Source organism: Jatrophihabitans lederbergiae (assembly GCF_031845305.1).
In the GTDB taxonomy this organism is placed as follows: Bacteria; Actinomycetota; Actinomycetes; order Mycobacteriales; family Jatrophihabitantaceae; genus Jatrophihabitans_A; species Jatrophihabitans_A lederbergiae.
Map to the genome: position 1 here is coordinate 130,780 of NZ_JAVREH010000004.1, position 22,466 is coordinate 153,245.

22 protein-coding genes are annotated in these 22,466 nt (G+C 69.3%); 9 read left to right on the plus strand and 13 right to left on the minus strand.

All coding sequences use genetic code 11. The annotated features are described in order from the left end of the window. Positions 1–16: 16 nt before the first annotated feature. From RM423_RS04710 to RM423_RS04720, 3 genes are read left to right on the plus strand one after another with little or no spacing between them, the layout of a single operon-like run. The gene (locus RM423_RS04710; protein WP_396327591.1) at positions 17–799 is read left to right on the plus strand and encodes an ATP-binding cassette domain-containing protein; all 783 of its coding nucleotides are present in this window, start codon (positions 17–19) and stop codon (positions 797–799) included. A 56-nt stretch (positions 800–855) separates the two neighbouring features. Continuing rightward, positions 856–2,160: a sugar ABC transporter permease gene (locus tag RM423_RS04715; protein ID WP_396327600.1), complete on the plus strand. Its 1,305-nt coding sequence runs from the start codon at positions 856–858 to the stop codon at positions 2,158–2,160. A 23-nt stretch (positions 2,161–2,183) separates the two neighbouring features. After that, a complete protein-coding gene (locus tag RM423_RS04720) occupies positions 2,184–3,401 on the plus strand; it encodes an ROK family transcriptional regulator (protein WP_311421848.1) in 1,218 nt (405 codons plus the stop codon). Here RM423_RS04720 and RM423_RS04725 read toward each other — a convergent pair. From RM423_RS04725 to RM423_RS04740, 4 genes are all read right to left on the minus strand, one after another. Further along, on the minus strand, positions 3,347–5,245 hold the full coding sequence (locus RM423_RS04725; RefSeq protein WP_311421849.1) for an ABC transporter ATP-binding protein: 1,899 nt from the start codon (positions 5,243–5,245) through the stop codon (positions 3,347–3,349). The two genes, RM423_RS04720 and RM423_RS04725, sit on opposite strands and share 55 nt — an antisense overlap. A gap of 109 nt (positions 5,246–5,354) precedes the next feature. Then, positions 5,355–6,140 (minus strand): enoyl-CoA hydratase/isomerase family protein, encoded by a 786-nt coding sequence (locus RM423_RS04730; protein WP_396327601.1) that lies wholly within the window; start codon positions 6,138–6,140, stop codon positions 5,355–5,357. 74 nt (positions 6,141–6,214) lie between these two features. Then, complete coding sequence (locus RM423_RS04735; protein ID WP_311421944.1) at positions 6,215–6,430, minus strand: helix-turn-helix domain-containing protein; 216 nt, start codon at positions 6,428–6,430, stop codon at positions 6,215–6,217. 204 nt (positions 6,431–6,634) lie between these two features. Next, positions 6,635–8,239, minus strand: a complete 1,605-nt coding sequence (locus RM423_RS04740; protein ID WP_311421850.1) for an ABC-F family ATP-binding cassette domain-containing protein — start codon at positions 8,237–8,239, stop codon at positions 6,635–6,637. Between the two features lie 263 nt (positions 8,240–8,502). On the opposite strand from RM423_RS04740, the gene ypfJ reads away from it, so the two are divergent. Next, on the plus strand, positions 8,503–9,438 hold the full coding sequence (gene ypfJ / locus RM423_RS04745) for a KPN_02809 family neutral zinc metallopeptidase (RefSeq protein ID WP_311421851.1): 936 nt from the start codon (positions 8,503–8,505) through the stop codon (positions 9,436–9,438). A gap of 4 nt (positions 9,439–9,442) precedes the next feature. Further along, positions 9,443–10,204: a dihydrofolate reductase family protein gene (locus RM423_RS04750; RefSeq protein WP_311421852.1), complete on the plus strand. Its 762-nt coding sequence runs from the start codon at positions 9,443–9,445 to the stop codon at positions 10,202–10,204. 31 nt (positions 10,205–10,235) lie between these two features. Here the strand turns inward: RM423_RS04750 and RM423_RS04755 are convergent, their stop codons facing one another. The 8 genes from RM423_RS04755 to RM423_RS04790 all read right to left on the minus strand — a co-directional run bounded on the left by RM423_RS04755 (position 10,236) and on the right by RM423_RS04790 (position 17,018). Continuing rightward, positions 10,236–10,580, minus strand: coding sequence for a metal-sulfur cluster assembly factor (locus tag RM423_RS04755; RefSeq protein ID WP_311421853.1), 345 nt, complete (start codon positions 10,578–10,580; stop codon positions 10,236–10,238). A gap of 2 nt (positions 10,581–10,582) precedes the next feature. Next, complete coding sequence (gene sufU, locus RM423_RS04760; RefSeq protein WP_396327602.1) at positions 10,583–11,089, minus strand: Fe-S cluster assembly sulfur transfer protein SufU; 507 nt, start codon at positions 11,087–11,089, stop codon at positions 10,583–10,585. Positions 11,090–11,091: 2 nt separating this feature from the next. Beyond that, the gene (locus RM423_RS04765) at positions 11,092–12,351 is read right to left on the minus strand and encodes a cysteine desulfurase (RefSeq protein ID WP_311421855.1); all 1,260 of its coding nucleotides are present in this window, start codon (positions 12,349–12,351) and stop codon (positions 11,092–11,094) included. Positions 12,352–12,426: 75 nt separating this feature from the next. Next, a complete protein-coding gene (sufC, locus tag RM423_RS04770; RefSeq protein ID WP_311421856.1) occupies positions 12,427–13,194 on the minus strand; it encodes a Fe-S cluster assembly ATPase SufC in 768 nt (255 codons plus the stop codon). Between the two features lie 2 nt (positions 13,195–13,196). Further along, entirely contained in the window at positions 13,197–13,520 is a 324-nt protein-coding gene (locus tag RM423_RS04775; RefSeq protein ID WP_311421857.1) for a non-heme iron oxygenase ferredoxin subunit, read from the minus strand. After that, positions 13,517–14,743 (minus strand): Fe-S cluster assembly protein SufD, encoded by a 1,227-nt coding sequence (gene sufD, locus RM423_RS04780; protein WP_311421858.1) that lies wholly within the window; start codon positions 14,741–14,743, stop codon positions 13,517–13,519. Before sufD ends, RM423_RS04775 begins: the two co-directional genes overlap by 4 nt. Before the next feature lie 3 nt (positions 14,744–14,746). Beyond that, positions 14,747–16,177: a Fe-S cluster assembly protein SufB gene (sufB, locus tag RM423_RS04785; protein ID WP_311421859.1), complete on the minus strand. Its 1,431-nt coding sequence runs from the start codon at positions 16,175–16,177 to the stop codon at positions 14,747–14,749. A gap of 67 nt (positions 16,178–16,244) precedes the next feature. Further along, positions 16,245–17,018: a helix-turn-helix transcriptional regulator gene (locus tag RM423_RS04790; RefSeq protein ID WP_396327603.1), complete on the minus strand. Its 774-nt coding sequence runs from the start codon at positions 17,016–17,018 to the stop codon at positions 16,245–16,247. Between the two features lie 100 nt (positions 17,019–17,118). On the opposite strand from RM423_RS04790, the gene RM423_RS04795 reads away from it, so the two are divergent. The 4 genes from RM423_RS04795 (at position 17,119) to RM423_RS04810 (ending at position 20,601) form a co-directional block, all read left to right on the plus strand. Next, positions 17,119–17,790 carry a lysophospholipid acyltransferase family protein gene (locus RM423_RS04795; protein WP_311421861.1) on the plus strand — a complete coding sequence of 224 codons (672 nt, stop codon included), beginning with the start codon at positions 17,119–17,121 and terminating at the stop codon, positions 17,788–17,790. 74 nt (positions 17,791–17,864) lie between these two features. Then, on the plus strand, positions 17,865–18,791 hold the full coding sequence (locus RM423_RS04800; protein WP_311421862.1) for an ABC transporter ATP-binding protein: 927 nt from the start codon (positions 17,865–17,867) through the stop codon (positions 18,789–18,791). Continuing rightward, positions 18,788–19,549, plus strand: coding sequence for an ABC transporter permease (locus RM423_RS04805; protein WP_311421863.1), 762 nt, complete (start codon positions 18,788–18,790; stop codon positions 19,547–19,549). The genes RM423_RS04800 and RM423_RS04805 overlap by 4 nt, the downstream gene beginning before the upstream one ends. Further along, positions 19,540–20,601, plus strand: coding sequence for a COX15/CtaA family protein (locus tag RM423_RS04810; RefSeq protein WP_311421864.1), 1,062 nt, complete (start codon positions 19,540–19,542; stop codon positions 20,599–20,601). Before RM423_RS04805 ends, RM423_RS04810 begins: the two co-directional genes overlap by 10 nt. Before the next feature lie 4 nt (positions 20,602–20,605). Here RM423_RS04810 and RM423_RS04815 read toward each other — a convergent pair whose 3' ends face one another. Then, a complete protein-coding gene (locus tag RM423_RS04815) occupies positions 20,606–22,408 on the minus strand; it encodes a serine/threonine-protein kinase (RefSeq protein WP_311421945.1) in 1,803 nt (600 codons plus the stop codon). Between the last annotated feature and the right edge of the window lie 58 nt (positions 22,409–22,466).

Sequence of the window (22,466 nt, forward strand, 5' to 3'; positions counted from 1 at the left end):
GAGGGGACGAGGATCCTTGACTGACCAGCCGATACTCCAGCTGCGAAACGTGAACAAGAGTTTCGGGCCCGTGCAGGTTCTGCATGGCGTGAACTTCGAAGCCCGAGCCGGAGAGGTCGTGTCCCTGATCGGCGACAACGGCGCCGGCAAGTCGACGCTCGTCAAGTGCATCGGCGGCACCTACACGACCGACTCCGGTGAGTACCTCTTCGAGGGCAGCCCGGTGAGCGTCAAGACTCCCCGCGACTCCGCGGGCATGGGCATCGAGATCGTGTACCAGGACCTCGCGCTCTGCGAGAACCTCGACATCGTGCAGAACATGTTCCTGGGGCGCGAGCGCACCAGCGGTGTGGTGCTCAACGAGAACTCCATGGAGAAGGCCGCGTCCGAGACGCTCGCCTCGCTGTCCGTGCGCACCGTGAAGTCGGTACGCCAGCGGGTCTCGAGCCTGTCGGGCGGCCAGCGGCAGACCGTCGCGATCGCCAAGTCGGTGCTGTGGAACTCCAAGGTCGTCATCCTCGACGAGCCCACCGCGGCCCTCGGCGTCGCGCAGACCGAGCAGGTGCTCGAACTGGTGCGTCGGCTGGCCGACCGCGGCCTCGCCGTCGTCCTCATCTCACACAACATGCTCGACGTGCTGCGGGTGTCCGACCGGATCGCGGCCCTCTACCTGGGCCGGATGGCGGCCATCGTGGAGCGCTCGGCCGTGAACCAGACCCAGCTCGTCGAACTCATCACCACCGGACGCTCGGACAGCGTCCAAGGCACCGCTACCAGCGCGACGGGAGTCTCCGCGTGAGCACCAGCAATGTGGTCGGAACCAAGCCCCCGGCCGATGACAACCCCGGCTCCGACCTGTCGGTGCTGGCCTCGACGGCTCCGGTCGGCAACGGCATAGCCGACTACGCCCGCAACTACGTGTCGCGGCTACGCGGCGGGGACATGGGCTCGCTGCCCGCCGTGACCGGCCTGATCGTCCTGATCGTGCTGTTCCGCATCCTGCAGCCGTCCTTCGGCGGCCTGTACAACACCGCCGTGCTGCTGACCGAGGGCGCCGGCCCCATCGTGATCGCGATGGGCCTGGTCTTCGTCCTGCTGCTCGGTGAGATCGATCTCTCGGCCGGCTACGCCGCCGGCGTCTGCGCCGCGGTGATGGTCCGGGTCATGGTGGGCTACAACGCGCCGTGGCCGGTCTCGATCGGCCTGGCGCTGCTGACCGGCGTGGTGATCGGCGTCCTGATCGGGCTGCTGCGGGCCAAGGTCCGCATCCCGTCCTTCGTCGTCACGCTGGCCTTCTTCCTGGCCTTCCAGGGCGTCGTGCTCTACATCCTGAACAACGGCAAGGGCCAGCAGGGCAACGTCACCGTCACCGACAACGTGGTGAACGGGATCGACAACGCGCAAATGCCCACCTGGGGTGGCTGGCTGTTCGCGGTGATCTGCGTGGCCCTCTACCTCGCGGTCAAGCTCTCCGCCGCCCTGAGCCGGCGCCGGGCCGGTCTGCACGCCGAGCCCACGTCGGTCATCGCGCTCAAGGTGATCGGCGTCGCGGTCCTGGTCTGCGGCATGGTCTACGTCCTGAACAAGAACCGGGCGATCATCAAGACCTCGTCCATCGAGAACGTCAACGGCCAGCTGGTCCGGGTCGCCCCGCAGCCGCTGCAGGGCGTTCCGTGGGTCATCCCGATGGTCGTCGCCTTCCTGGTGCTGTGGACCTTCATCCTGACCCGCACCCGGTACGGCCGGCACGTCTACGCCGTCGGCGGTAACGAAGAGGCCTCGCGCCGCGCCGGTATCCCGGTCGACCGGATCCGCATCTCGGTGTTCGTGATCTCCTCGTTCATGGCGGCCATCGGCGGCATCCTGATCGCCTCCAACGTCAAGTCCGTCAGCGTCGACAACTACGGCGGCAACACCCTGCTGCTGGCCGTCGGCGCGGCCGTCATCGGTGGCACCAGCCTCTTCGGCGGCAAGGGCCGGGTGATCGACGCGATCATCGGCGGGCTCGTCGTCGAGGTCATCTACAACGGCATGTCCGACCTGGTGAAGGGCACCAACGGCTCAGCGGTGCAGTACATCGTGACCGGTTTGGTGCTGATGCTCGCCGCCGCGATCGACGCCCTGTCCCGCCGGCGTGCCGGCGCCGCCGGCCTCGGCTGATCAACACCGGAGGCTGGTGATCCGTGACGGTGACACAACAGCGGGTCGCTGTTCGGCCGGAAGAGATTCGCAGGCACAACCTCAGCATGCTGCTGCGCCACATCCACCGGCATGGCGAGGCCACCCGGGCAGAGCTGACAGCTGCCATGGGTCTGAACAGAAGCACCATCGGGGCCTTGGTCGCCGACCTCGTCGCCCTCGGACTGGTCACGGAATACGTGCCGTCCGGGGGCGAGCGGGCCGGCCGCCCCTCCCACGTGGTCGCGCCCCGGGCGGACGGCCCGTACGTGCTGGCCGTGGAGGTCGCCGTGGAGCGAATCTCCATCGCGGTGGTCAGCCTCGGCGGTGCCGTGCAGGCCCGCCGGGTGACCGCCATCGAGGGGCACGACCGCCGCCCACAGGCTGTGGTCCGCCGGATCGTGGACGACGCGGCCTGGCTGGCGCAGCAGCTTCCCCACTCCGCCTGGCCGGTGGGCGTCGGCGTCAGCATTCCGGGGACGGTGCGCCGGCGGGACGGCTTCGTCGAGCACGCGCCCAACCTGAACTGGCGGGCGGTGCCCTTCGCGGCTCTGCTCGCCGCCACCCTTCCTGCCCAGCTGGATGTGCAGGTGGGCAACGACGCCGACCTGGGAGCGGTCGCGGAGCACCAGCGCGGCGCCGCGGTCGGCTATGACCATCTCGTCTACCTCAACGGCAGCGTGGGTGTCGGCGGCGGCATCATCTCCGAGGGCGCCCAGCTGCACGGGGTCGGCGGCTATGCCGGCGAGATCGGCCACATGACCATCAATCCGGACGGCCCGGCCTGCCATTGCGGTAGCACGGGCTGCATCGAGACCTACATCGGCGAGCACGCCCTGCTGCGCGCCGCCGGGGTGACCGACCGGCATGGTCCCGCCGCCATCGCCGCGATCTTCGCCGACGCCGACGCCGGGGACGCGCGGGCGGTGGCCGCCGTGCACACCGTCGCCGTGTGGCTCGGCCGCAGCCTGGCCAACGTCGTCAACTGCCTGAACCCGCAAGCCATCGTGGTCGGCGGCTCGCTGGCCGAAGTGGTACGGCTGGACCGCAGCTCCGTCGAGGCCGAGCTGGACCGCCGGGCGATGGCCGCGGCCCGGTCCGGCGTGCAGGTGCTGCTGCCGGGTCTGGATCAGGACTCCGCCCTGATCGGCGCCTCCGAGCTGGCCTTTCAGACCCTGCTGACGTCGCCTGACTCCCCCGTCGTCTCGCTCGCCGCGAACTGAGTTCGGTACAGCTCCGCGTACAGCCGGCCGCGGCGCAGCAACTCCTCGTGGGTGCCGGACTCCACGATCCGGCCGTCGTCGATGACCAGCACCTGGTCGGCGGCCCGGATCGTCGACAGCCGGTGCGCGATGACCAGCGACGTCCGGCCGCGCAGCGCCACCGCCAGCGCCTCTTGGACGGCACGCTCGCTCTCGCTGTCCAGATGCGCCGTCGCCTCGTCCAGGATCACGATGCGGGGTGCCTTGAGCAGCAGCCGTGCGATGGCGATCCGCTGCTTCTCACCGCCGGAGAGTCGGTAGCCGCGGTCGCCGACCACGGTGTCCAGCCGGTCCGGGAGCTCCGCGATCTTGTCGCCGATATTGGCCGCCCGCAGCGCCTCCCACAGCTCGGCGTCGGTGGCGGCGGGCTTGGCGTAGCGGAGGTTCGAGGCGATGGTGTCGTGGAACAGGTGGGCGTCCTGGCTGACCACGCCGATGGCGTTGCGCAGGGACTGCTGGGTGACGCTCCGGACGTCCTGGCCGCCCACCCGCACCGCACCGGAGCGGACGTCATAGATCCGGGGCACCAGCTGGCTGATGGTGGTCTTGCCGGCGCCGGACGGGCCGACCAGTGCCACCATCTGACCGGCCTGCGCGGTGAAGTCGACGCCCCGGAGCACGTCCTGCGTCGGGGTCTGGTCCAGCACCGCGACGTCCTCCAGCGAGGCCAGCGACACCTCCTGGGCGGACGGGTATGAGAACCAGACGTTGTCGAAGGTCACGGTGGCCGCCTGCGGATCGATCGGGACGGCGTCCGGGGCGTCGTCGATCATCGGGGCCAGGTCGAGCACCTCGAAGACCCGGTCGAAGCTGACCAGGGCGCTCATCACGTCCACCCTCGCGTTGGACAGCGCCATCAGCGGCCCGTAGAGCCGGGACAGCAGCAGCGCCAGGGTCACCACCGTGCCGGTCGACAGCTGCCCGGTGAGGGCGTAGTAGCCGCCCAGGCCGTACACCAGGGCCTGGGCCAGGCTTGCCACCAGGCTGAGGGCGGCGAACAGCGTCCGGCCGTACATGGCCGACCGGATGCCGATGTCGCGCACCCGCGAGGCCCGCGCGCGGAACGACTCCGACTCGTCCCCGGCGTTGCCGAAGAGCTTCACCAGCAGCGCGCCCGAGACGTTGAACCGCTCGGTCATGGTGGTGTTCATCGAGGCGTTGAGGCCGTAGGACTCGCGGGTGATGGCCTGCAGTTGGGTGCCGATCCGGCGTACCGGCAGCACGAACACCGGCAGCAGGACGAGCGCGAGCAGGGTTATCTGCCAGGACAGCGTGAACATCACCGCGGCGGTGAACACCAGGCTGACCACGTTGCTGACCAGGCCGGACAGGGTCGAGGTGAACGCCTGCTGGGCACCGAGGACGTCGCCGTTGAGCCGGCTGACCAGGGCACCCGTCTGGGTGCGGGTGAAGAACGCCAGCGGCATCCGCTGCACGTGGTTGAACACGCCGGTGCGCATGTCGAAGATCAGGCCCTCGCCGATCCGGGCCGAGTACCAGCGCTGGGCCAGCGACAGCCCGGCGTCGACCACGGCCAGGCCGGCGATGACGACGGCCGTCCAGGCCACCACCCGGACGGCGCCGTGCGAGGTGATCTCGTTGACCACCCGGCCGGCCAGTACCGGCGTGGCCACGCCGATCAGGGCATCCAGCACGATGATGACCAGGAAGAGGATGAGTTCCAGGCGGTACGGACGGGCGAAGGCCACCACCCGCTTGGCGGTGCCCTTGCGCAGTGGCCGTTTGGACAGTGCGGAGTCACGGCGCATCGACCGCATCACGGCGTAGTTGCCGCCGGGGTTCATGAAAGCATCACCCGTCGATTATCGCCTTGTCACCGGGTGGCACCCGCCCACAGCCCCCGGGCCGGTGGTGTTCGCGGCCATGTTCGCTGCGGGCTGAAGGCAGCCGCGATCAGGCCTCGCCGTGCAGGCCCGTCAGCTCGCGTAGCTGGCGGTACTGAGCCGCTCGCTCCGCGGCCTCCTGCTCCGGCTGTGAACGGCCGGACGCGGCCAGCAGCAGCGCCTTGGTCTCCGTCACCGCGGTGCGTGGCAGCGCCAGCAGCCGCGACACAAGTTGCCCGCCCACCGCCGCCAGCTGCTCCGGTGGCACCACGGCCGACACGAGCCCGATCCGGTCAGCCTCGGCGGCGGGAACCCGACGGCCGGTGAGGCAGATGCCGGCCGCCCGGGAATAGCCGACCAGCTCTACCAGCCGCTTCGTCCCGCCCAGATCCGGCACCAGGCCCAGGCTGACCTCCGCCATGGTGAACTGGGCGTCGGCGGCGGCGATCCGGAGGTCACAGGCGAGCGCGAGTTGGAATCCGGCACCGACCGCGTGACCCTGTACGAGGGCGACGCTGACCACACCGGGACGGGCGAGGGCGGCGAAGCCGGCCTGGTACGAGGCGATCTGGCGCGTCGCCTCATCCTCGCTGAGCGCAGCCAACTCCATCGGGTTGCTGACGCCCGGTAGGCCTTCGGGAGTGAGCAGAGCCCGGTCCAGACCGGCGGAGAAGGACGATCCATCGCCCCGGACCAGCAGCACCCGCACGGTGCCCGGCAGCGCGTTGACCGCCCGCTCCAGCCACGTCCAGGTCAGCGGGTTCTGGGCGTTGCGCTTGTGCGGCCGGTTCAGCGTGACGGTCGCCAGCTCGCCGGCTCGCGACAGCTCCAGCGAGAACCCGGCCTCGGCCGGGATGGCATGGCTGCCGGGATGCGGAACGCCCGGTGCCTCAGCGGCTCCGGACCTCGTGGGGACGTCGGTGTCGGTGCTCAGGACGTCTTCTTCCTTCCACGGGTGGCGCCGCCGCGACCGCGCAGCGATACCTCGTTCTCGCTGAGCAGCCGGTGGATGAACCCGTAGGACCTGCCGTGTTGCTGCGCCAGCTCGCGAATGCTGTGGCCGTTCTCGTACTGCTCGCGCACCTCGACCGCGAGGGTGTTCCGGTCCGGGCCCGTGATCCGGGCCCCCTTCTTCAGTTCTGCCACCGTCGGTCCTCCCGTTCAATAACGCGGCGCGACACCCTCCGCGCTGCGGTCGTACGGTCCGGGCACGGGTCAGGGCGACCGCGTCCGGAGACGAACAAGTGCTATATGACCTTGCTAGCAGTCCGCACACGCCACCGCAATGGGCAAGGTTGTCTATTGCCGATCCGCGGAATTGCTGATGATCCCGGCAGCCCGGGAACGGCGCTAGGCGAGCACGACCAGATCGGCCAGATCCGCGCTCCAGGTGTCCTCCACGCCGTCCGGCAGCAAGATCACCTTGTCCGGATCGAGAGCCTCGACGGCACCCTCGTCGTGGGTGACCAGCACGATGGCGCCGGAGTAGTGGCGCAGGGCGTCCAGCACCTGCTCGCGGCTCGCGGGGTCGAGGTTGTTGGTCGGCTCGTCCAGCAACAGCACGTTGGCGGCACTGGTGACCAGCATGGCGAGCGCGAGCCGGGTCTTCTCGCCACCGGAGAGCACACCGGCCGGCTTCTGGACGTCGTCGCCGGAGAAGAGGAAGGCGCCGAGCACGCTGCGCAGCTGCAGGTCGGCGGGGTCCGGGGCGGCACTGCGCATGTTCTCCAGCACCGTGCGCTCGGTGTCCAGGGTCTCGTGCTCCTGGGCGTAGTAGCCCAGGCGCAGGCCGTGCCCGGGCACGACCGAGCCGGTGTCCGAGCGCTCGGTACCAGCCAGCAGTCGCAGCAGCGTGGTCTTGCCCGCCCCGTTGAGCCCCAGCACCACGACGCGGGTGCCCCGGTCGATCGCCAGGTCCACGCCGCTGAACACCTCGAGCGAGCCGTAGGACTTCGACAGCCCCTCGGCGGTGAGCGGCGTCCGGCCGCAGGGTGCCGGGTCCGGGAAGCGCAGCTTGGCGACCTTGTCGTGCGCGCGCACCTCGGCCAGGCCCGCGTTGAGCGCCTCCGCTCGGCGCAGCATCTGCTGGGCGGCCTTCGCCTTCGTGGCCTTGGCCCGCATCTTGTCGGCCTGCCCCTTGAGCGAGTCGATCTTGCGCTCGGCGTTGGCCCGCTCGCGGGTGCGGCGCCGCTCGTCGGCCTCCCGCTGCTTGAGGTAGGTGGCCCAGCCAACGTTGTAGGCATCCAGGGCGGAGCGGTTGGCGTCGAGATACCAGACCTTGTTCACCACTGCGGCGAGCAGGTCGACGTCGTGGCTGATCACGATCAACCCACCGCGGTGACCCTTGAGAAAGTCACGCAACCAGCCGATCGAGTCGGCGTCCAGGTGGTTGGTGGGCTCGTCCAGCAGCAGTGTGGTCGGCTCCCCCGCCGAATCGGCGAAGAGGATCCGGGCAAGCTCGATGCGGCGGCGCTGGCCTCCGGACAGGGTGCCGACGGCCTGGTCGAGCACCCGGTCGGGAAGTCCGAGGTGCGAGCAGATCCGCGCGGCCTCAGCCTCGGCGGCATAGCCACCCAGGGACGAGAAGCGCTCCTCGAGCTGGCCGTAGCGCCGGACCAGGCCGTCGTCGGTGTGCTCCTCGGCCAGCCGGTTACCGACGGCCGTCAGCTCGTGCAGGATGGCGTCCAGGCCCCGGGCGGACAGCACCCGGTCACCCGCGCGCTGCTCCAGATCGCCGGTGCGCGGATCCTGCGGCAGGTAGCCGATGGGTCCCGCCGCGGTGAGCGTGCCGCCGTGCGGCAGCGTCTCGCCGGCCAGCACCTTGAGAGTCGTGGTCTTGCCGGCGCCGTTGCGCCCGACGAGACCGATCCGGTCGCCCGGTTGGACGCGGAAGGAGGTGGGCTGCAAGAGGATGCGCGCGCCTGCTCGCAGTTCGAGGTCGGTCGCGGTGATCATGTGAGGACTTTCCGGTCAGGGCTGATGGGCAGGGATGAACAGTGCCGATCTCAGCGCGGAACAGTGCTCACGTCCAGCCAGATTACCCCACGGCAGCGCCTGCGGGGCGTTACCGGTGCGGAGCTGGCGGACGGTCGAGTTTTGTGCACCGCTCGGCTGGGTGTTTTGCTCTTCGAGCTCGGCTGTGCTGGCTGAGGCTGTGCTGGCTGAGCTGTGCTGGTTGGGCAGTAACCCGTGCCGGGCTTACGAAAGGACATAACGCGATGCAGTACAACGACGATGCCCAACTGGACACGTCTGAGGTGCGGGACACCCGAGGCGGCGGCATGGGCTTCGGTCGGGTGGCTGCCGGCGGTGGCGGCCTCGGGATCGTCGGCCTCATCGTGGTGGTGCTGATGAACGTGCTGGGCGGCGGCGGCTCGTCCGGTGGTTTACCCGGCGGCATCGGCGGCCTGAGCGACGTCGGCCAGGGCTCCAACGCCAGCTCGGTCGACAACACCCAGCTCAGCAGCGAGTGCAAGACCGGTGCCGACGCCAATACCAAGTCCGATTGCGCCATCGTGGCCGACATCGACTCGGTGCAAGCCTTCTGGAACCAGGAGCTGCCCGCGCTCGGGGCGCGCTACACCCGAGCCGACACGGTCTTCTTCAGCGGCCAGACCAACACCGGGTGCGGGGCCGCCGAGGCCGGGGTGGGCCCGTTCTACTGCCCGGCCGACAAGCTCGTCTACATCGACCTGACGTTCTTCGATCAGCTGAAGACCCAGTTCGGCGCGACCGGCGGCGCGTTCGTCAACGCCTACGTGTTGGCGCACGAGTACGGCCACCACGTCCAGGACCTGCTCGGGATCGAGGGCAAGGTGAACCACTCCCGGACCGGAGCGTCCTCGGACTCGGTACGGCTCGAGCTGCAGGCCGATTGCTTCGCCGGGGTATGGGCGAACCACGCCACGACGGTGCCTGCCAGCAACGGCCGGCCCTTCATCGAGGACCTGACCCAAGCCGACATCAACGCCGCGCTGGACACCGCCGGACGGATCGGTGACGACTGGATCCAGTCACATCTGGGCAGCGGCCAGGTCGACCGGAGCAGCTTCACCCATGGCTCGTCGGCGCAGCGGAAGAAGTGGTTCGGAACCGGCTACCGCGGCGGCGATCCGAACGGCTGCAACACCTTCAGCGCGAGCAGCCTGGGCTGAGGCGATGACCCGAAAGCACGGCGACGCCGCCGATGGGCTCCGGCTTCCGTTGACCACGCTGTTTCTGCTGATGTCGCTGGACGGCAAGATCTCTACCGGCCCCACCGGCGACCGGGATTTCGACAGGGACCTGCCTCTCATACCGGGAATCTGTGACGGGCTCGCGCGGTACTACCAACTAGAGCGCGAGACCGACCTCGTCTCACTCATCACCGGCAAGGTACTTGCGAAGGTGGGCTGGAATGACCCGAAGGAGCGCATCGACCCGACACCGGTGGCCTTCGTGGTGGTGGACAACGCACCGCACCTGACCTCATTGGGCCTACGAAATCTGCTGAGGCACTGCAGCAGGCTCGTCGTGGTCACGACGAACGCCGGGCACCCGGCTTTCGGCATACCGGACCCGAAGCTCGTGACCCGCTACTACAACCCGAAGATCGACTTCGTCGACCTCTTCGGCTCCCTCCAGCACGAGGGTGTCGACCGGTTGACTGTCCAGTCCGGTGGTCAACTCAACGCGGTGCTGTTGCGCGCGGGGCTGATCGGCCGGGTGTCGGTGACGGTGGCACCGCTCCTGGTGGGAGGCGGGGACACGCCCACCCTGGTCGACGGGCCGGGCGCACCGCCGGGAAGCCACTTGGTGCAGCTACCTCGATTGAGGCTGGTAAAGGCCACGCCGCTGGCGCACAGCTATCTGCACCTGGAATACGACGTCATCGACTCGCTCGCCGCTCGGACGGCGCGAGTCCTGAGTAACGAGTCTTGAGTAACAAGGCACTCGGGGCCGTACGGCAACCTCAGACGTTGAAGCCGAGCGCGCGGAGCTGCTCGCGGCCGTCGTCGGTGATCTTGTCCGGGCCCCACGGCGGCATCCAGACCCAGTTGATCTTCATGGCGCTGGCCAGCGGCTTGGGACCGCCGGTGAGCGCGCTCTGCGCCTGCTCCTCGATGACGTCGGTCAACGGGCACGCCGCCGAGGTGAGCGTCATGTCGACCGTCACGGTGGCGTCATCGGCGATGTCGAGGCCATAGATAAGGCCCAGATCAACGACATTGATCCCGAGCTCGGGATCGACGACGTCCCGCAGCGCCTCTTCCACATCGTCGCGTGAGGGCACCGGCAAGGTGGTCATCTCGGTCATTGCTACTCCCCTGTCCGGGCTTCCGTCGCGGCAGCGACAGAGTTGGTTGTCGCGGCAGCGACAGAGTTGGTTGTCGCGGCAGCGACGGCTGACTTCATGGCCATCCAACCCAGCAGCGCGCACTTCACCCGCGCCGGGTACTTCGACACACCCTCGAACGCTACCGCGTCGTCGAGCGCCTCGGCATCGTCCTCGCTCAGCGTGCTGTGCCCCTGGGACTGCATCAGCTCCAGGAACTTCTCTTGCAGGTGCAGCGCCTCGTCGACCGGCGTGCCCACCACCAGGTCACTCATCACCGAGGTCGACGCCTGGCTGATCGAGCACCCCTCGCCGACCCACCCGAGTTCCGCGATCTCGCCGTCGGTCACCCTGACCCGCAGGGTGACCTCGTCGCCGCAGGTCGGGTTGACGTGGTGAACCTCGGCGTCGAAGGGCTCGATGTCGCCGCGGTGCTGCGGGTTCTTGTAGTGGTCGAGGATGATCTGCTGGTACATCGAATCCATCGACAGGCTCATCCGAACATCTCCTGTACTCGTGCCAACCCGGCCACCAGCGCGTCGACCTCACCGAGAGTGGTGTAGATGCCGAACGAGGCGCGGGTGGTCGCGGAGATTCCGTAACGGACGCACACCGGGCGGGCGCAGTGGTGCCCGGCACGCACGGCGATGCCCTGCTCGTCCAGCAGCTGGCTCACGTCGTGGGGGTGGATGCCCTTCATCGTGAACGAGATCGTCGCGCCACGGTCGACCGGATCGCTCGGTCCGATGATGGTCAGCCCCGGGACCTTGGCGAGGGCGGTCAGGGCGTAGGCGGTCAACTCGTCCTCGTGCGCCTGGATCGCGCTCATGCCGATCGCGCTGACGTAGTCGATGGCCGCGCCGAGCCCGATCGCCTCGGCGATCATCGGGGTGCCGGCCTCGAACCGGTGCGGCGGCAGCGCGTACGTGGTGCCGGTCATGTCGACGGTCTCGATCATCTCGCCGCCGCCCATGAACGGCGGCAGCTCGGCGAGAAGCTCGTAACGGCCCCAGAGCACGCCCACGCCGGTCGGGCCGTACAGCTTGTGGCCGGTGAAGCCGACGAAGTCGACCCCGAGGGCCTGGACGTCCAGCGGCCGGTGTGGCGCGGACTGTGCCGCGTCGAGGATGGTGAGCGCTCCGACAGCCTTCGCGCGGGCGACGATCCGCGCCACCGGGTTCACCGTGCCCAGGGCGTTGGACTGGTGTACGAACGAAACCACCTTGGTGTGCTCGTCGATCCGCTCTTCGATCGCCGCCTCGACCAGCCGCCCGTCGGCATCGATGGGGATGTAGCGAAACTCGGCACCGGTCCGCTGCGCCAGCAGCTGCCAGGGCACCAGGTTCGAGTGGTGCTCCATCTCGGTGACGACGATGTTGTCGCCGGGGCCGATCCTGAATCTTTCAGCACCGATCGTCGTTGTGGCGTTCGACAGCGAGTACGCCAGCAGGTTCAGCGACTCCGAGATGTTCTTGGTGAAGATCACCTCGTCGCGGCGCGGGGCGTTGATAAATGCCGCGACCTTGTCCCGCGCTGCCTCGAAAAGCGTCGTGGCCTCGGACCCGAGCGTGTGTACCGCACGCGCGACGTTGGCATTGTGCTGCGAGTAATAGTCCTCGAGCGCATCCAGCACAGCTTGCGGCTTCTGCGAGGTGTTCGCCGAGTCGAGGTAGACCAACGGCACCCCGTGCACCTGACGGGTCAGAATCGGGAAGTCCTTGCGAATGGCTTCTACATCAAGGGTGTTGAGCACGTATGCACCGCCTCCGCTTGCTGAAACTGCTGGTTCCGCCGCCGAATTCCCTTCCGGCGACGGCCCCAGGCATGGCTAGATGGACGCCGGCTCGACGAGGGCCGGCTCGTTCACGCCGTAGCTGGCGTAGCCGTTCGTCTCGAGCTTCTCGGCCAGCGCGGCACCACCGGACTCGACGATGCGGCCGTCGAAGAACACGTGCACGAAGTCGGGCCGGATGTAGCGCAGGATCCGGGTGTAGTGGGTGATCAACAGCGTGCCGATGCCCGTCTCACGAACTCGGTTCACGCCCTCGCTGACAACTCGCAGCGCGTCCACGTCGAGGCCGGAGTCGGTCTCGTCCAGAATGGCGATCTTGGGCTTGAGCAAGGCCATCTGCAGGATCTCGTGGCGCTTCTTCTCGCCGCCGGAGAAACCCTCGTTGACGTTGCGCTCGGCGAACGCCTTGTCCATCTCGAGGTCACTCATCGCGCTGTTGACCTCTTTGACCCAGGTGCGCAGCTTCGGCGCCTCGCCGCGGACCGCGGTCGCCGCAGTGCGCAGGAAGTTCGACACCGACACGCCGGGAACCTCGACGGGGTACTGCATCGCCAGAAACAGCCCGGCGCGGGCGCGCTCGTCCACGGCCATCTCGAGGACGTTCCGGCCGTCGAGCAGCACCTCGCCGCTGGTCACGGTGTACTTCGGGTGACCAGCGATGGAGTACGCCAGCGTCGACTTGCCGGAGCCGTTGGGGCCCATGATGGCGTGCGTCTCGCCGGAGCTGACCGTGAGATTCACTCCCTTGAGGATCGGGGTGTCCTCGACGGCGACGTGCAGGTCGCGGATTTCGAGCTCGGACATGACTAGTTCTCCTCTTTCGGGGCATTCAGATCTGCATAAACGGCGCCGTCGATCACGGATGTCTCGTACACGGCAACCGGTCGCGTCGCCGGCGGCCCGGTCGGCTTGCCACTGCGCAGGTCGAACCGCGACCCGTGCAGCTCACACTCGATGGTGCAGTCGGTGACCTCGCCATCGGACAGCGGGTAGTCGGCGTGCGAGCAGACGTCCTCGATCGCGAACACCTCGTCACCGACCCTCACCACGGCGACGTCGGCCTCGTCCAGCTCGACCCGAAGGGCGGTGCCGGGTGTGAGGTCTGCCAGCGCACAGAGCCGGGTGCTCACTCCTCGCTCCCGGCCACCGCCGGCGCACCGCCGAGCCGGGCGTCGATGGTGTCCATCAGCCGGTCGTGCAGGGCGGGAACCTTGATCCGGTCGACGATGTCGGCGAAGAACCCGCGCACCACCAGCCGGCGGGCCTCGTCGGCCGGAATGCCTCGTGACTGCAGGTAGAACAGCTGCAGGTCGTCGAAGCGCCCGGTCGCGCTGGCGTGGCCGGCGCCGGCGATCTCACCGGTTTCGATCTCGAGGTTGGGTACCGAGTCGGCCCGCGCGCCGTCGGTCAGCAGCAGGTTGCGGTTCAGCTCGTAGGTGCTGGTGCCGATGGCGTCCGGACGGATGCGCACGTCGCCGATCCAGACGGTGCGCGAGGTGTCACCGTCGAGGACGGACTTGTAGACGACGTTGGAGCTGCACTGCGGCACGGCGTGGTCGACGTACAGCCGGGCCTCCTGGTGTTGGTTGTCACCGGCGAAGGACAACCCGTACAGCTCGGCCGATCCACCCGGTCCGGCGTAGGTCACCGTCGGGTTCAACCGGACGACATCCCCGCCGAGGTTGACGGCGAGGTGGGTGTAGCCGGCGTCCCGACCGACCCTCGCCGCGTGCGCGGCGACGTGCACCGCTCCGGCGTCCCAGTCCTGCACGCTGATCAACGTGAGCCGGGCGCCGTCGCCGACCAGCACCTCGACGTTCGCCGCGACGGTGACCTCACCCAGGTGGTCCATCACCACGGTGGCCGAGCTGTGAGCACGGGCGTCGATGACGAAGTAGCCGTAGTTCAGCCCGGGCTTGCCGACGGAGCGCAGCGTGATGGGCCCGGTCAGTTCGGCGTTCGCGTCGATGGTCACCAGCACCACCTGCGCGACGTTGGCCGCGACCAGCGCGCTGACCCGGTCGCCCGGCGTCAGCGCGGTGCCCACCAGCGGGTGCTCGCGGCTGACGGACGTCAGGGTCACACCCTCGGGCAGCTCGCTCTCGAAGCGGAACGTGTCCTCGGACTCGAACGGCTGGAACAGCGGCCGCAGCTTGCGCAGCGGACTGAACCGCCAGTCCTCCTCGCGGCCGGTGGGCACGCCGAAGTCGTCCGGGTTCCGCGAGGTGAAGCGCTCTGCCGGCGAGCCGGTCCCGGTGGTCGTACCCGGAGCGCCGTGGCTGTGGGCCCCGGCGTCCGGTGCCTGCAGTTCTGATTCGGCCTGCAGTTCTGATTCGGTACGTGTAGCAGTCACTTGTTAGCCGACCGCGCCTTCCATCTGAAGTTCGATGAGCCGGTTCAGCTCAAGGGCATATTCCATCGGCAGCTCACGGGCGATGGGCTCGACGAAGCCGCGCACGATCATGGCCATCGCCTCGTCCTCGGACAGGCCCCGGCTCATCAGGTAGAAGAGCTGGTCGTCGCTGACCTTGGACACCGTGGCCTCGTGGCCCATCGACACGTCGTCCTCGCGGACGTCGACGTAGGGGTAGGTGTCCGAGCGGCTGATGGTGTCGACCAGCAGCGCGTCGCACTTGACCGTGGACTTGCTGTGGTGAGCGCCGGGCTCGACCTGCACCAGGCCGCGGTAGGACGTCCGGCCACCCGCCCGGGCAACTGACTTCGAGATGATGGTCGAGGACGTGTACGGCGCGGCGTGCACCATCTTGGCGCCGGCGTCCTGGTGCTGGCCCTCGCCCGCGAACGCGATCGAGAGCACCTCACCCTTGGCGTGCTCGCCGGTCATCCAGACCGCCGGGTACTTCATGGTCACCTTCGAGCCGATGTTGCCGTCGACCCACTCCATGGTGGCGCCCTCCTGGGCGACCGCGCGCTTGGTAACCAGGTTGTACACGTTGTTCGACCAGTTCTGGATGGTGGTGTAACGGCACCGGCCACCCTTCTTGACGATGATCTCGACGACCGCCGAGTGCAGTGAGTCCGAGGAGTAGATCGGCGCGGTGCAGCCCTCGACGTAGTGCACGTAGGCGTCCTCGTCGATGATCATCAGGGTGCGCTCGAACTGCCCCATGTTCTCGGTGTTGATCCGGAAGTAGGCCTGCAGCGGGATGTCGACGTGGACGCCCTTGGGCACGTAGATGAACGAGCCACCCGACCACACGGCGGTGTTCAGCGCGGCGAACTTGTTGTCACCGGACGGGATGACGGTGCCGAAGTACTCCTTGAAGAGGTCCTCGTGCTCGCGCAGCGCGGTGTCGGTGTCCAGGAACAGGACGCCCTGCTCCTCGAGGTCTTCGCGGATCTTGTGGTAGACGACCTCGGACTCGTACTGGGCGGCGACGCCGGAGACCAGCCGCTGCTTCTCGGCCTCGGGGATGCCCAGCTTGTCGTAGGTGTTCTTGATGTCGGTCGGCAGGTCGTCCCAGGTCGCGGCCTGCTTCTCGGTCGAGCGCACGAAGTACTTGATGTTCTCGAAGTCGATTCCGGACAGGTCCGAACCCCAGTTGGGCATGGGCTTCTTGCGGAAGATCTCCAGAGCCTTCAGCCGTCGCTCCAGCATCCACTCAGGCTCGTTCTTCAGCGCCGAGATGTTGCGGACGACGTCCTCGTTCAGGCCACGACGCGCAGTCGATCCCGCTACGTCGGTGTCTGACCAACCGAATTTGTACGTCGACAGCGCATCGATCTGCTCGCCCTGCGTCTGAACGCGCTCTGCTGCTGTGGTCATTATGTGCCTCCCAGGCTGGGATAACTGCTGTTAGCGGCTTGACTTGCCGGTGGTCCGAACATCCCCGTCAGGGCTGCTCGGCTGTAACGGTGTCTTGCGGAATCTGGCTGCCGTGCGGGATATGGGTGGTGCACACGCCGTCGCCATGGGCGATGGTCGCGAGTCGTTGGACGTTCGTGCCGAGCAAGTCGGCCAGCGCCCGGGTCTCTGCCTCGCACAGCTCCGGGAACTCCGCGGCCACGTGGGCCACCGGGCAGTGGTGCTGGCAGATCTGGGTGCCGTGACCGGCCGGCGTCGCCTTCGCGGCGTAGCCCTCGTCGGTGAGGGCAGCCGCTACCAGCGAGGCCCGCTCGCGCTGACCGGCCAGGTCATCTTCGGCGGTGGGTCCGCCGGCGGTCGCTGCGGTGGTCAGCCTGGCATCGATGCGGGCGGCCAGGGTGTGGGCGCGATGGTCGGCGAAGGCGGCCACCGCACGCTCACCGCCGGTCTCGCGCAGGTAGCGCAGCGCGGTCGAGGCGAGGTCGTCATAGGCGTGGCCGAAACTCGCCCGGCCCGCGTCGGTGAGCTGGTAGGCCCGAGCCGGACGGCCACGCCCGCGCGGGTGAAGTGCGGAGACTCGGGGCTCGACGTCGACGAAGATGCCATCCACCACCAGGGCGTCCAGATGGCGGCGGATCGCGGCGGCCGATAGTTCCAAACGCTCGGCGAAGGCGGCGGCGGTCAGCGGGCCGGATTCCTGCGCGAGCCGGACGACCGCGTCCCTGGTCCGTCCCTCCGAGGCGGGTGTGGTGACAGCGCGTCCTGCGGGCGCCACAGTGGCAACCTCAGCGGACCGGGTCATTTTCACAAGACAAGTATGACGTATTTCCGCGCGGGATCACAGTTGGGGGGACGCCAGCGCGATTCCGGTCTCACCTGCGCACGCGGTAGGTTTTCTCACCGTGCTGTATCGCGCTGCTGAGCTGACCGTATCGCCCCTGCTGCGCACCTATTTTCGTCCCCATGCGACGGGGCAGCAGCACGTACCGCGCACCGGCCCGGCGATCATCGCGGCCAACCACCTGTCCGCCGCCGACGAGGTCTTCACGCCCATCACGGCCGGCCGGCAGGTGATCTACTTCGCCAAGGCCGAGTACTTCACCGGCTCCGGAGTGCGCGGCAAGGTGAGCGCCTGGGGGTTCCGCGAGTTCGGCCACGTCCCGGTCGACCGCAGCAATCCGCGCGCCGCGGCGTCGACCATCGACGTCGGGGTCGAGCTGCTCGCGGCGGGCAAGGCCCTGGGCATCTATCCCGAGGGCACCCGCTCCCCCGATGGCCGGCTGCACAAGTTCCGCACCGGAGTGGCCCGGCTGGCCCTGCGCTCGGGCGCCCCCGTCGTCCCGGTCGGCCTGGTCGGCACCCAGCACGTGCTCGCCACCGGTGATCCGCGCTGGCATCGCGAGCCCGTCGAGGTGCACTATGGCTCGGCCCTGGACTTCTCCGGCCGCCCCGAGGACGAGCGGTCCGCACGGGTGCTGCGCGAGGTCACCGAGACCATCCGCGAGGCCGTCCAGCGGCTGTCGGGCCAGGAGTACGTCGACGCGTACGGCAGCTCCGTGAAGGCCGCCGAATGACCGCGGTGTTTAGCCGATCACCCCGGCCGACCTGCGCACGGCGGGATCACAGCGCGGCTACCTAGACTCAGGGAGTGCCCGCCCCCGCCGTCGAGATCCGCGATCTCGTCAAACGCTATGCCGGACGGGCCGTCGTGGACTCCATCTCGCTCACCGTGCCCCGTGGCCAGCTGCTCGCGCTGCTGGGCACCAACGGGGCCGGCAAGACCACGACCATCGAGATCTGCGAGGGGTTCCGGCGCGCCGACAGCGGCTCGGTCCGGGTGCTCGGCCTCGATCCGGTGGCCGACGGCGCGCGGTTACGTCCCAAGGTCGGCGTGATGCTGCAGGACGGCGTCGGCGGCTACACCGGCGCCAGGGCGCTGGAGCTGCTGCAACTGTTCGGCAGCTACGCCGCCCATCCGCTGGACGCGGTCGGGCTGCTGGACCTGGTGGACCTGGCCGGTGCGGCACGGACCCCGGTCAAGCGGCTCTCCGGTGGCCAGCAGCAGCGGCTGTCACTGGCGATGGCGCTGATCTCGCGGCCGGAGCTGCTGTTCCTGGACGAGCCCACCACCGGCATGGACCCGCAGGCCCGCCACACCACCTGGGACCTCATCCGGCGGTTGCGGGCGGACGGCGTCAGCGTGGTGCTCACCACCCACTACCTGGACGAGGCCGAAGAGCTCGCCGACAACGTGATCATGCTGCACGCCGGGCGCATCGTGGCCGAGGGCAGCCCCGCTGAGCTGACCCGCACCAACGCCGTCGGCCAGGTCCGCTTCTCGGCCCGCCGCGGCCTTCCGGTCGAGCGCCTGCGCGACGCCCTGCCGGTCGGCAGCGCGGTCACCGAGGTCGCTCCCGGGCACTATCTGGTGTCGGCCGAGGTGACCCCGGAACTGCTCGCCGCGGTGACCTCGTGGTGCGCGTCCCAGCAGGTGCTCGCCGAGGGACTGACCGTGGAGCGCCGCAGCCTGGAAGACGTCTTCCTCGCCCTCACCACGGCCGAGGGAGCCCGATGACGAGCTTCGCGCCCGCGCCCGGCGCTGCTCCGACCGCCGCGATGCTGGCCGCGCAGACCCGCATGGAACTCCGGCTGCTGCTGCGCAACGGCGAGCAGGTCGGGCTGACGCTCGTCATTCCGCTGCTGCTGGAGTTCTTCTTCAACCTGCCGCTGCTGTACTCCCTGGACGCGCCGCGCCGCATCGATTTCGTCGTGCCCTCGGTGCTCGCCCTCGCGGTGATGAGCGCCTCGTTCACCGGCCTGGCAATCGGAACCGGCTTCGAGCGAAAGTACGCCGTGCTCAAGCGGCTCGGGGCGACGGCGCTCTCGCGGCCGGTGCTGCTGCTGGGCAAGACCTGTGCCGTCCTGCTGCTGCAGGTCCTGCAGGCCGTCCTGATCTGCCTGTTCGGGCTGGTGCTGGGCTGGCATCCCACCGGCGATCCGGTGTGGGCGGTGCTGCTGATCGTGCTGGGAACCTTCACGTTTGGCGGCTTGGGACTGCTGCTCGCGGGCACGGTCCGCGCCGAGATCACCCTCGCGGCGGCCAACCTGGTCTGGCTGGTGCTGCTTTTCGCCGGTGGCATCGCCATCCCGCTGAGCAGGTATCCCAGCGCGGCGGCGGACGTGCTGCGGTTCCTACCCTCGGCCGCGCTGTCCGACGGGCTTCACGAGGTTCTGGAACACGGCCAGGGCCTGCCGGTCCGGGCGGTGCTCACCCTGCTGGTCTGGGCAGCTCTGGCACTGCCTGCCGCCGCTCGCTGGTTTCGATGGGAATGACGATGCTGGAGTGGATTCGCAGGCCTGTCGTGCTGACCCGAGTCGCGCTCGCCGCGGTGCTGGCGAACATCGTCATCGTGGTGACCGGCGGCGCGGTGCGGCTCACCGGCTCGGGGCTCGGCTGCCCGACCTGGCCGTCATGCACCAAGGGCTCGCTGACCCCCACCAGGGAGTACGCGATCCACGGCATCATCGAGTTCACCAACCGGCAGCTCACGTTCGTGCTGAGCGCGGTCGTGCTCGCGACCGTGGCCCTCGCGCTGCTGCAGCGCCGACAGCGGGGTCTGGCCGTGCTGCTCGCGGCCACTATCCCGGCGCAGGCGGTGCTGGGCGGCATCACCGTGCTCACCAAGCTCAACCCCTGGCTGGTCGCAGCTCACTTTCTGCTGTCCATGGCGATCATTGCGGTCGCCTTCGCGTTGTGGTGGCGGCTACAACACGAGCCGGCTCCCCGGTTACGGCACGAGCCGGTCCCTCGCGCCGCCGACCGGCCCGGGTGGGCCGGCAGCCTGCGCGGGGCGGCACTGGTGCTCGTCCTGCTGACGGCGGCCGTGCTCGCCATCGGCGCGGTGGTCACCGGCAGCGGACCGCACGCCGGTGACAAGGGCGCGACCCGGCGCATCGACCTCGCCCCGTCCTCGGTAGCCCAGCTGCACGCCGACGTGGTGATGCTGCTGATCGGCGTCACCATCGGATTCGCGGTCCTCGCCCGGGCGGCCGGCGCGTCGGAGCGGCTTCAGCGCGCCGCCCGGATCCTGCTCGGTGTCGAACTGGCGCAGGGCGTCATCGGCTTCGTCCAGTACTTCACGCATGTTCCGGCCCTGCTCGTCGACATCCACATGCTCGGCGCCTGCCTGGTGTGGGTCAGCGCCCTGTGGGTGTTCGCCGCGACCGGCTCGGTTGTCACCGGATCGGTTGCCACCGGCTCAGTTGCTGGAACGCCGGCGCACTGGCACGAGGCGGTCGACGGGGGCGCCACCCCCGGTCGGTGGGACCGCTCCGGTTCGACGGCTGCAACACCTTCACTCACCCGGCAGCACGGTCGGCGCTAGCGCGTCAGCCCTTCGCGTCAGCCTTCACCACGGGCGTCGGCGTACCCGCCGCGGATGGCGGAGCCGAGGTGGCCGGCGTAGTGGCCGACACCGAGGGCGAGGTGCTGGTCGTGACCGGCGTACTGGTGCTTGCCACGCCCGAGGGGCTGGTGCTGGGTGACGTGCTGGCGGCAGGCGCGGTGGCGGTCGCCGTGACTGTGCGGGTCGCCGTGGATGCGCTCGGCACCGGAGCCGGCGCGGACGACGATGGCGGCCGCGACGTCGGCGCGGCGCTGGACGGGGCGGCACTGGACGGGGCGGCACTGGACGGGGCGGCGCTGGACCGGGAGGCGCTGGACGGCGCGGCACTGGAGGGCGCGGTCGCGCTGCTCGCGGAAAAGGTCTGGACCGACGCCTCCGACGGGACGGCGCTGGAACTGCGCACGATCGGCTGCGGGCTGCGCGTCGGACTGGGCGCCACCGGTGACTCGACCGCGGTCGGGGCAGTCACCGTAGCCGGTGGCGGTGCCGGGCTGGAATGCCGCGACAGCAGAACACCCTCGAGCCCCACGGCCGCGGCGAGCAGCACGCTTGCCGCGGCCAGCAGCCCTCTCAGCCGCCGGTGCGTGCCCGACTCCGGGGCAGGCTCGGGTGCCCACCCGGTGGCCCATTCGGCGGACGATCCGGTGGCCGGCATCTGGTGAGCTACCGGTGTTGCGCTGCCGGCCGGCACGATGCCCTGGGCGAACGCGGGCTGCCCGGAGCCCACCGGCGCGTCGAACAGAGCCGCGTCAGCGATCGCCGCTGCCGAGCCCAGACCTCCGACCGAGGCGGTTCCGGAGTGGTCCACCGCGGCGACCTCGGCGGTCGGTGCGAAGTCAGCGCCGGCAAGCGGCAGCGAGGCGAAGCGTCCGGCGCGCAGTGTCCGGCCCACGTCGGCGGCGCTCGGGCGCAGCTCCGGCTCCATCGCGGTCATCGCCTGCAGCAGGCCGGGCCACGGCGCGGGGAAGTGCTCGGGTATCTCGGGCGAACGCTCGAGCCGGGCGGTCACGGCGTCCAGCACGCTGCCCCGGTAGGCCCGGACGCCGGTCAGCGCCTCCAGCAGAACCAGGCCGAGCGCGTAGACGTCGGCAGGGGGTCCCACATCGGCGCCGCGCGCCTGCTCCGGCGCCAGGTAGGTCGCGGTACCGACCATGAAGTCCACGCTGGTGAGCCGCTCGCTGCCCAGCAACCGGACGATGCCGAAGTCCGACAGCCGCGCCCGGACGGCGGCGTCACCGGACACCCCGTCCACACCGAGCAGGATGTTCGCAGGTTTGATATCGCGGTGCACCATGTTCTGCGAGTGCACGTAGCCGAGGGCGTCCGCCAGTTGCCCGGCGATCTCGGCGGCCTCGTCCGGCGGCAGCGGCGCCTCCGCGATGCGGGCGGCGAGGCTGGGACCGTGCACCAGTTCCATCACCAGAAAGGCCGGCTCGCCGCCCTCGCCGATCGATCCGTCGAAGAGCGTGATGAGGTTCGGATGGCTCAGGCGGGCCAGTGCCTGCAGCTCGACGCTCTGGCGCTGCGGGCCGCCCGCGCTGTTGTCGGGGTCGACATGGTGGCGGAACACCTTGACCGCGACGTCACGGGCCAGGAGCTCGTCGGTGGCCCGGAACACCTCCGCCATTCCACCGGCGCCGATGCGCTCGTGAATGCGGTAGCGCCCACCCAGCAGCCATCCCGCCGGGCGCGTCTCGGCCGGTTCGGGCGGGTCCGGTGGACCAACGGCGGAAATCGCCTCGGTGCGCGGCCCGGGGTCAGCCTCGTCAGAGGTGATGTCGGAAATGACTCCCCCAGCTGTCGAACGGGTGCAGTGCGTTCAGCACACCTATCGACAACATTAA